8 protein-coding genes and 1 rRNA gene are annotated in these 9,280 nt (G+C 69.2%); all 9 read right to left on the bottom strand.

From position 1 onward, the window contains the following. Window positions 1–68: ribosomal RNA gene (locus ABNF93_RS18120) — 16S ribosomal RNA — on the bottom strand; the annotation flags it as partial. A 668-nt stretch (window positions 69–736) separates the two neighbouring features. After that, window positions 737–2,017 (bottom strand): tyrosine--tRNA ligase, encoded by a 1,281-nt coding sequence (gene tyrS / locus ABNF93_RS18115; protein ID WP_349329265.1) that lies wholly within the window; start codon window positions 2,015–2,017, stop codon window positions 737–739. Next, the gene (locus ABNF93_RS18110) at window positions 2,014–2,733 is read right to left on the bottom strand and encodes a DNA-3-methyladenine glycosylase (RefSeq protein WP_349329264.1); all 720 of its coding nucleotides are present in this window, start codon (window positions 2,731–2,733) and stop codon (window positions 2,014–2,016) included. The genes tyrS and ABNF93_RS18110 overlap by 4 nt, the downstream gene beginning before the upstream one ends. Next, the gene (argH, locus tag ABNF93_RS18105) at window positions 2,730–4,181 is read right to left on the bottom strand and encodes an argininosuccinate lyase (RefSeq protein WP_349329263.1); all 1,452 of its coding nucleotides are present in this window, start codon (window positions 4,179–4,181) and stop codon (window positions 2,730–2,732) included. The genes ABNF93_RS18110 and argH overlap by 4 nt, the downstream gene beginning before the upstream one ends. A gap of 203 nt (window positions 4,182–4,384) precedes the next feature. Next, window positions 4,385–5,584, bottom strand: a complete 1,200-nt coding sequence (locus tag ABNF93_RS18100) for an argininosuccinate synthase (RefSeq protein WP_349329262.1) — start codon at window positions 5,582–5,584, stop codon at window positions 4,385–4,387. 4 nt (window positions 5,585–5,588) lie between these two features. After that, window positions 5,589–6,170, bottom strand: a complete 582-nt coding sequence (locus tag ABNF93_RS18095) for an arginine repressor (protein ID WP_349329261.1) — start codon at window positions 6,168–6,170, stop codon at window positions 5,589–5,591. After that, complete coding sequence (gene argF / locus ABNF93_RS18090) at window positions 6,167–7,117, bottom strand: ornithine carbamoyltransferase (protein WP_349329260.1); 951 nt, start codon at window positions 7,115–7,117, stop codon at window positions 6,167–6,169. The genes ABNF93_RS18095 and argF overlap by 4 nt, the downstream gene beginning before the upstream one ends. Next, complete coding sequence (locus ABNF93_RS18085) at window positions 7,118–8,326, bottom strand: acetylornithine transaminase (RefSeq protein WP_349329259.1); 1,209 nt, start codon at window positions 8,324–8,326, stop codon at window positions 7,118–7,120. It abuts the gene before it with no gap. Continuing rightward, entirely contained in the window at window positions 8,323–9,240 is a 918-nt protein-coding gene (gene argB, locus ABNF93_RS18080) for an acetylglutamate kinase (RefSeq protein WP_349329258.1), read from the bottom strand. The genes ABNF93_RS18085 and argB overlap by 4 nt, the downstream gene beginning before the upstream one ends. Between the last annotated feature and the right edge of the window lie 40 nt (window positions 9,241–9,280).

Genomic DNA, 9,280 nt, shown 5'->3' with positions numbered 1-9,280 from the left:
CGCTCGACTTGCATGTGTTAAGCACGCCGCCAGCGTTCGTCCTGAGCCAGGATCAAACTCTCCGTCGAAAACCAACAGAAAGCCCAAAACAGGCCCCAAAAAAACACAAACCCACAACACACAAAAATGCGCCATGAGCCAAAACAACACAAAACCATCGACTATCGGCACGCTGTTGAGTTCTCAAAGATCAGGCACTCCAAGCCGCAGAAACCCTCGGGTTCGCCGCCTGGGTGACTAGGGTTTGTGGACTCCATCTCACCGACGAGTCGATGCGTTGGAACCCGATCCCCACCGTCGCCATCCGTAGGGCGCACGAAGCACCCCTGCAGATCGCATCTGGTGGGATCCTCGCCTGGCCGGCCGCCTTTCAGCGTCCCGCTCCTCGGCGAGGACCTTGAAGCTACCGTTTCCCTGGCAACCCGGTCAAATCGGGAGGCCCTTGGATCCGGCTCCTGTCCGCCGACCAGACCAGGGCGCGCAGAACGCGCCGGTCTGAGTAGGTTTCGAAGGATTCCTCGCGGGTTCGGCCGCCCGATGGGCGTCCCGCACTTCCCTGCGAGGCGAATAGGAACCTTACGTACGCAGCGATCCAGAGTCAAGTCCAGGTCGTCCCGTGGACCAGGAAGGATCGGAGCAGGTCACGCCCCAGGTCTCCCTGAGCCACGGGACCCCGGTCCCACGGCTGCCGATTGCTGCCACTAACGGGCCTGGCGCTTCGCCTACTCCGGCCGGATCATGTGGTCCGGATCACCTCGACGCCGGCAACGTTGCGTCGTCCGCGACGAAGCACCAGCCACCGCCCGTGAAGGAGATCCGTGCCGGTCGGCACCACGTCGACGTCCTCGATCCGGACGTTGTTGAGGTAGGCGCCACCCTCGCTGATCGTGCGGCGCGCCGCACCGCGGCTCTGCGCCAGGCCGGACTCGGCCAGCAGATCGACCACAGCCGGGAGCGTCTCGCCCGTTTCGACACGGATGTTTGGTGCTTCCCGCAGTGCCGCGTCGAGGGTGCGTTCGTCGACGTCCGCGAGTTCGCCACGGCCGAAGAGTGCCCGGGAAGCGGCGACCACTCGGGCGCACTCGTCCGCGCCGTGCACGAGCGTTGTCAGTTCCTCGGCCAGTGCGCGTTGCCCTTCCCGCGCGGCGGGCCGCTCAGCGGTCGCCTTCTCCAGTTCCTCGATCTCCTCACGCGACCTGAAGCTCATGAACCTCAGGTGACTGCTGACATCAGCGTCCTCGATGTTGATCCAGAACTGGTAGAAGGCGTACGGCGACATCATCGACGGCGACAACCAGATCGCGTTGCCTTCGGACTTGCCGTACTTCGTTCCGTCTGCCTTCGTGAGCAGCGGCGTCGCGAGGGCGTGGACAGTCGCCCCTTCGGAGCGCCGGAGCAGGTCGACACCCGCGGTGATGTTGCCCCACTGGTCGCTGCCGCCGTACTGCAGCGTGCAGCCGTACCGCAGGAACAGCTCGCGGTAGTCCAGAGCCTGCAGGATCTGGTAGCTGAACTCGGTGTAACTGATCCCGATATCGCGTTCCATCCGGGCCCTGACCGCCTCCTTGGCCAGCATCCGGCTGATTCGGAAGTGCTTGCCGACGTCGCGAAGGAAGTCGATCGCCCTCAGCTCCGCCGTCCAGTCGAGGTTGTTGACCAGCCGGGCGGCGTGGGGGCCTTCGAAGGCCAGGATCGGCTCGATCTGACGCTTGATCTCCTCGACCCAACTCGCGACCACCTCGGGCGGATGCAGCGTCCGCTCGGCGTCCGGCTTCGGATCGCCGATCAGGCCGGTGCAGCCACCGACCAGCGCCAGCGGGTCGTGGCCTGCGAGCTGCAGGCGGCGCATCGTGATGAGCTGCACGAGGTGACCGTGGTGCAGGCTGGGCGCGGTCGGGTCGAAACCGCAGTAATAGGTGACCGGTCCCGACTGGAGTGCCTCCCGGAGCGCGGCTTCGTCGGTCGACTCAGCGACCAGGCCACGCCAGTGCAACTCGTCGAGAATGTCTTCGGTCACCGTTGTTCCTTCCGTGATTTCCGTGAGCGTCCGGCCGGTTGGCCGGAAGGTCCGCCTCCAAGAGTGCCCGAGGGGTCGGGCGCTTGTGAAACCGATTCGCCGGTACGACGGCGTTTGGGGGTGTGTGGCCGGTAGACCGAGACGGTCGGCTCCCCCACCGTGTGGAACCGCCAGGGACGCTCGGCGGCCCCGGCGAGGCCGACCCGCGGCCCACGGCGGATGCGCGACCGGGGGACCCGTGGCGCCTGCCGGATCCGCAGCGGGGATGTGGGGTCACAGACGTCCAGGCCGTTGCAGGCCTTGTCGACGCCGAGTGCCTGGGCAAGCCGCGCCGGCCCGCGGGCGAGATCGCGCGCCGACCGCGCCGCGGCTCGCCGGCTCAAGGCGAGGTCCTGCCCGTCGACCACCTCTCCGGCGCGAAGAAGCACCGCGGAAGGGCTGCCATCCGGACCGCAGACGAGGTTCATGCACCAGTGCATGCCGTAGGTGAAGTAGACGTAGACGTGTCCAGGCGGGCCGAACATCACGGTGTTGCGCGCGGTCTGGCCGCGATAGGCGTGCGATCCGGGGTCGTTGTGACCGTCGTACGCCTCGACCTCGGTGAGACGGACCGCGACCAAGCCCTCGTCGGTCTCGTGCTCGACGATCTGGTTGAGCAGCATGGGAGCTGCCTGGAGCACGGGCCGGTCGAAGAGGACACGCAGATCGTCGGTCATGCCGGCGACTGTCCGGCCCAGCCCACGTCCGCCGCCACCCGCTCCCTCAGGTCGGCGAGCTGCTCTCGGACCCGGGCAGGCGCCGTGCCACCGGTGGCTGACCGGGCGTCCAGGCTGCCTTGGACGCTCAGGACGGTACGCACCTCAGGGGTGAGATGGCGCGAGATACCGGCCAGGTCCTCGTCGCCGAGGTCGGTGAGGTCGATGCCGCGCTTCTCACACTCCTGAACGCACGCACCGGCGATCTCGTGCGCGTCCCGGAACGCGACGCCCTGTCGTACCAGCCATTCGGCAATGTCCGTGGCGAGCGCGAACCCGAGGGGTGCGGCGGCGGCCATGCGTTCGGCGTCGAATCTCGAGGTCGCCACCATGCCAGTCATTGCCGGCAGCACGAGGAGGAGCTGCTCGACCGCGTCGAAGACCGGCTCCTTGTCCTCCTGCAGGTCCCGGTTGTACGCGAACGGCAGGCCCTTGAGGGTCGCGAGCAGGCCCGTGAGGTGGCCGATGAGACGGCCCGACTTGCCCCGGACGAGCTCGGCGATGTCGGGGTTCTTCTTCTGCGGCATGATCGACGACCCGGTGGCGAACGCGTCGTCGAGCCGGACCCAGGCGAACTCCGTCGACGCCCACAGGCAGTACTCCTCTCCGAGCCGGGACAGGTGCACGCCCAGCATCGCCGTACAGAAGAGGAACTCGGCCACGAAGTCCCGGTCGGACACGGCGTCGAGGGAGTTCTCGGCGGCGCGGGTGAAGCCCAGCTCGGCGGCCACCGCCTCGGGATCCAGCGGCAGAGAGGACCCGGCGAGCGCACCGGAGCCGAGCGGTGAGACCGCGGCGCGGGTGTCCCAGTCGCGGAGACGGTCGACGTCGCGGGCGAGGGCATGGACGTGCTTGGCGAGCTCGTGACCGAACGACACCGGCTGGGCGTGCTGGAGGTGGGTGAACCCGGGCGCGGGGGTGGCCGCATGGTGCTCGGCCTGGTCGAGCAGGGCCCGCTGGAGGTCGCCGATCGCGGCCGCGAGGTGACGTGCCTGGTCGCGGAGGTAGAGCCGGAAGTCGGTCGCCACCTGGTCGTTGCGGCTGCGGCCGGCGCGGAGCTTGCCGCCGAGAGGGCCGAGCCGGGCGACGAGCTCGCGTTCGACCGCCGTGTGGACGTCCTCGTCGTCGGGCTGGGGCAGGAGATCACCCTGGCGTACGGCGGTGTCGAGCTCGTCGAGGGCGACGGTCACCCTGTCGAGCTCGTCGGCGGTGAGCAGGCCCGCGCGGTGCAGTACGCGGGCGTGTGCTCCGGTCTGGCGGATGTCGTACGGCGCGAGTCGCCAGTCGAACTGCACCGACCTCGACAGGGCGGCCAGCGCCTCAGCGGGCCCGCCGGTGAAGCGGCCGCCCCACAGTCTCGTGGCCTGGGCGTCGGATACCGGCTGACCCGGTGGCTGTTCGTTGCTCACACTCGTCCCTTAGCTCCCGGACCTGAAAGTAGCGCCCGGACCTGAAATCGCCAGTCCTCCATGATCATGAAGGGAAAGGGGCGTATGGACCCCGAAAACCCTCATGATCACGATCATGATCACCGGAGGGGTCTCCTCCCGCGGACCGCCGTCGTCAGCGCCGCGCGGGGGAAAGGCCCCCTCCGATTCTGTCGGTCGTTCCGTCAGGGGTGGGCCTGGTCGCGCTTGGCGGCGATCTTGCTCGGGAGTCCCCACAGCTCGACGAAGCCCCGCGCGAGCGACTGGTCGAACGCGTCGCCCTCGTCGTAGGTCGCGAGGTTGAAGTCGTAGAGCGAGGAGTCCGAACGCCGGCCGTTGACCACCGCGCGGCCGCCGTGCAGCACCATCCGGACCTCGCCTGAGACGTACGTCTGCGAGTCGACGACAAAGGCATCCAGCGCCTGCTTGAGCGGCGAGAACCACAGACCGTCGTAGACCAGCTCGGTCCAGCGCTGCTCGACCTGCCGCTTGAACCGGGCGAGATCCCGCTCGACGGTGACGTTCTCCAGTTCCTGGTGTGCGGCGATGAGTGCGATCGCGCCGGGCGCTTCGTACACCTCCCGGCTCTTGATCCCGACCAGCCGGTCCTCCACCATGTCGAGCCGGCCGACCCCCTGGGCACCTGCCCGGGCGTTGAGCTGCTGGATCGCCTGGAGCGGTGTCACCGGTATGCCGTCGATCGCCACCGGCCGACCCGCCACGAACGACACCACGACCTCGTCCGGCTCCCGTGCCACCGACGGGTCCTGGGTGTAGTCGTAGACCTCCTCGGTGGGCGCGTTCCACAGGTCCTCGAGGAAGCCCGTCTCGACCGCGCGACCCCAGACGTTCTGGTCGATGGAGAACGGCGACTTCTTCGAGACGTCGATCGGCAGGCCGTGCTGCTCGGCGTAGGAGATCGCCTGCTCGCGCGTCCACGCGAAATCGCGGACCGGGGCGAGCACCTTCAGGTCCGGCGCCAGCGCGCCCACGCCCACCTCGAACCGCACCTGGTCGTTGCCCTTGCCGGTGCAGCCGTGTGCGACGACGGATGCGCCGTGGTCCTTCGCGGCAGCGACGAGGTGCCGCACGATGAGGGGACGTGACAGGGCCGACACCAGCGGGTAGCGATCCATGTAGAGGGCGTTGGCCGCCAACGCCGGCATGCAGAACTCCTCGGCGTACTCGTCCTTCGCGTCGACGACGACCGCCTCGACCGCTCCGCATTCCAGCGCCCGCTTGCGTACGGTCTCGAGATCTTCGCCGCCCTGGCCGACGTCGATCGCGCATGCGACCACCTCGGCGCCGGTCTGGTCGGCGATCCATCCGATCGCCACGGAGGTGTCGAGGCCCCCGGAGTAGGCGAGAACTACCCGCTCGGTCATGGTGTTACTCCTTCGAAGCTTTCTCAGGTCCAGTAGGGGTCGGCGGTCGCCCGCCGGGGCGGTGCTGGCGGGCCAGCACGAGCAGCTGGTCGGCAATGGCGTCACCGCCCGCCGGATCTCGCGCGACGACGAGCACGGTGTCGTCGCCGGCGATCGTGCCGAGGATGTCGGCGATCTCCGCGTGGTCGAGCGCGGACGCGAAGAACTGCGCGGCACCCGGCGGCGTCCGCAGCACCACCAGGTTGGCCGACGCCACTGCCGACACCAGCAGCTCACCACAGACCCGGGCGAGCCGGCTCTCCGCTGCCGCCGGCGCGTCCGGGGCCGCCCGCGGGGTCCGGTCGCCGCCTTCACCCGGCAGGGCGTAGACGAGGGCGCCGGCGGGGCTGCGGACGCGGACCGCGCCGAGGTCGTCGAGGTCTCGGGACAGGGTGGCCTGCGTCACCGCGATCCCCGCCTCGGCAAGCCGGTCGACGAGTTCGGACTGCGAACGCACGGCTGAGCGGGACAGGACCTCGACGATGTACTGCTGGCGGGCCGTCTTCGTCGCCGGCCACTTCGGCGTCAGCTGCTGCTCCCGGGTCATCGTGAACGTACCTCCGTCGCCGCCACAGACGGATCCAGCAGGAACGTCAGCAGGGCCTTCTGTGCGTGCAGGCGGTTCTCCGCCTCGTCCCAGACCACGCTCCGCGGGCCGTCGATCACGCTGGCGGCGATCTCCTTGCCCCGGTACGCCGGCAGACAGTGCAGCACGATCGCGTCCGGTGCCGCGTGGGCCATCGCGTCCTCGGTGACGGCGTACGGCACGAACGGCGCGCTGCGGTCGTCCGCCTCGTCCTCCCGGCCCATCGAGACCCACGTGTCGGTCGCCACGACGTCGGTGCCCTCCAGCGCCTTGCGCGGGTCGTGCAGGACCGCGACCGAACCGCCGGTCTCGCGGGCGATCGCCGCCGCCCGATCGAGGATGCCGGGATGGGGTTGGTAGGCGTCCGGGGTGCCGATACGGACGTGCATGCCCGCGACCGCACCGCCCAGGAGGTACGAATGCGCCATGTTGTTCGCACCGTCGCCGAGGTAGGTCAGGCGAAGGCCCGCCAGCCGGCCCTTCTGCTCACGGATCGTCTGCAGGTCGGCGAGCACCTGGCACGGGTGGAAGTCGTCGGTGAGCGCATTGACCACGGGCACGCCGGCATGGGCCGCCATCTCCTCGATCCGGTCCTGGCCGTACGTCCGCCACACGACCGCCGCGACCTGCCGACCGAGCACGCGCGCGGTGTCGGCGATCGACTCGCGTACGCCCACCTGTGCCAGGCGGGCGTCGACGACCATCGGATGGCCGCCGAGTTCGGCGACACCTACCGTGAACGACGTCTGAGTACGCAGGGTCGGCTTGTCGAAGAGGATCGCGACCGCCTGCGGTCCCGCCAGCGGACGCGCGGCGAACCGGTCCTTCTTCATCGCGTCGGCGAGATCGAGGACCCGGGTCTGTTCTTCGGGAGACAGGTCGTCGTCGCGCAGGAAGTGCCGCACCATCTACGCCTCCCTCTCCAGGCCGGCGTCGAGGATCGCCGGGAACGCGTCAAGGAGAGCTTGCACCTCGGTGGTGGTGACGACGAGCGGCGGGGCCAGGCGTACGGCGTCCGGCTGGACGGCGTTGACCAGGAATCCCGCGTCCTGCGCGGCCGCCTGCACCGCGGCGGCCCTCGGCCGGGTGAGGACGGCGGCGAGCCACAGACCACGACCGCGGACGCCTCCCAGCAGGGGATGGCTCAGCGCGGCGATGCCGTCAGCGAGCTCTCCCCCGGTCGTCGCGGCGTTCCCGAGCAGGTCGTCCCGCTCGATCGTCTCGAGGACCGCGAGCGCGGCCGCACACGCGACCGGGTTACCGCCGAACGTCGAGCCGTGCTCACTCTTGTCGAAGGTCGTGCCGAACTCACCCACGCCAATGCACGCCCCGATCGGCAGCCCGCCGCCGAGACCCTTGGCGAGCGTAAGGACGTCGGGCCGCACGCCGTCGCGTGCATGGGCGAACCACCAGCCGGTACGCCCGATGCCGCTCTGGATCTCGTCGAGGACGAACACCGCACCCGTCGCGTCACAGATCTCCCGGGCCGCCGCGAGGTACCCGTCCGGCGCCGGGACCACCCCGCCCTCCCCCAACGCCGGTTCCAGGAACAGCCCCGCGCACTCGTCGGTGACGGCCTCCTTCAGCGCCGCGGCATCGCCGTACGGCACGAACCGCACATCGACACCGAACGGTGCGAAAGGCTCGCGTATGGCCGCCTTGCCGGTGAGTGCGAGTGCGCCCATCGTCCTGCCGTGGAAGCCGTCCAGCGCGGCGACGACGAACCCTCGACCGGTGCCGGCGGCATGCCGGCGGACGAGCTTGAACGCCGCTTCGTTGGCTTCGGTCCCGCTGTTGGTGAAGAAGACGCGCCCCTCGTGCCCCAGCAGTGCGAGCAGCTTCTCGGCAAGCAGGACCTCCGGCTGGTGCAGGAAGAGGTTGGACGTGTGCGCGATAGTCGCCACCTGCCGCGACACAGCCTCGACGAGGGCAGGGTGGGCGTGTCCCAGTGACGACACGGCGATGCCGGCGATGAAGTCGAAGTATCGCTTGCCGTCGACGTCCCACACCGCGCACCCCTCGCCGCGCGCCAGCGCCACCGGGGGACGACCGTAGGTCGGCATCAGGGCCCCTTCGAACCGGTCGGCCCATGCGTCGTACTGCGGCGCGAGACTCACGTCTCCTCCTTCGTCGTCGGCACGACCATCGTGCCGATCCCCTCGTTGGTGAACACTTCCAACAGCAGCGAATGCGCCACCCTGCCGTCGATCACGTGCGCCTGGGGCACGCCACCCTGAACCGCCCGGAGGCACGCCTCCATCTTCGGGACCATGCCCGACGCCAGGGTGGGCAGGAGATCGGTCAGCTCGTCGGCGTCGAGCTCGCTGATCACCTCGCCGTTCGTACCGCCGGCCGACCAGTCGCGGTAGAGACCCTCGACGTCGGTGAGGACGACGAGCTTCCGGGCGCCCAACGCGACCGCGAGAGCGCCGGCGGCCGTGTCGGCGTTGACGTTGTGGACCAGGCCATCGATGTCGGGCGCCACGCTCGAGACCACCGGAATACGGCCCGCGTCGATCAGATCCCGCACCGCCTCGGGCCGCACCGAGACGACGTCACCGACCAGACCGATGTCGACCTCCTCGCCGTCGACGGTCGCCATCCGTCGTTCGGCGGTGAAGAGGCCCGCGTCCTCTCCCGACAGCCCCACCGCGAACGGGCCGTGCGAGTTGACCAGTCCGACGAGCTCACGGCCCACCTGGCCGACGAGCACCATCCGGACGACCTCCATCGCCTCCGGCGTGGTGACCCGCAGCCCGCCGCGGAACTCGCTGGTGATGTCGAGCCGGCCGAGCATCTCGCTGATCTGTGGACCGCCGCCGTGGACGACGACGGGACGCAGACCGGCATAACGCAGGAACACGATGTCCTCGGCGAAAGCTCGCTTGAGCGTGTCGTCGGTCATCGCGTTGCCGCCGTACTTGATGACGACGATCGAGCCGTGGAACTCCTCCAACCAGGGCAACGCCTCGATCAGTGTTCCGGCCTTCGTCTGCGCCTCGGTCTGGTCGCGCTTCTTCACCGTGCTCATGGGCTCTTCAAGGGGTTCATGATCTCGTCCGGCCGCCCGT

This window comes from Actinopolymorpha sp. B9G3 (assembly GCF_040120725.1).
In the GTDB taxonomy this organism is placed as follows: domain Bacteria; phylum Actinomycetota; class Actinomycetes; order Propionibacteriales; family Actinopolymorphaceae; genus Thermasporomyces.
The sequence above is the reverse complement of the archived record's forward strand: the minus strand, read 5'-3'. Positions and strand labels throughout refer to the sequence as shown.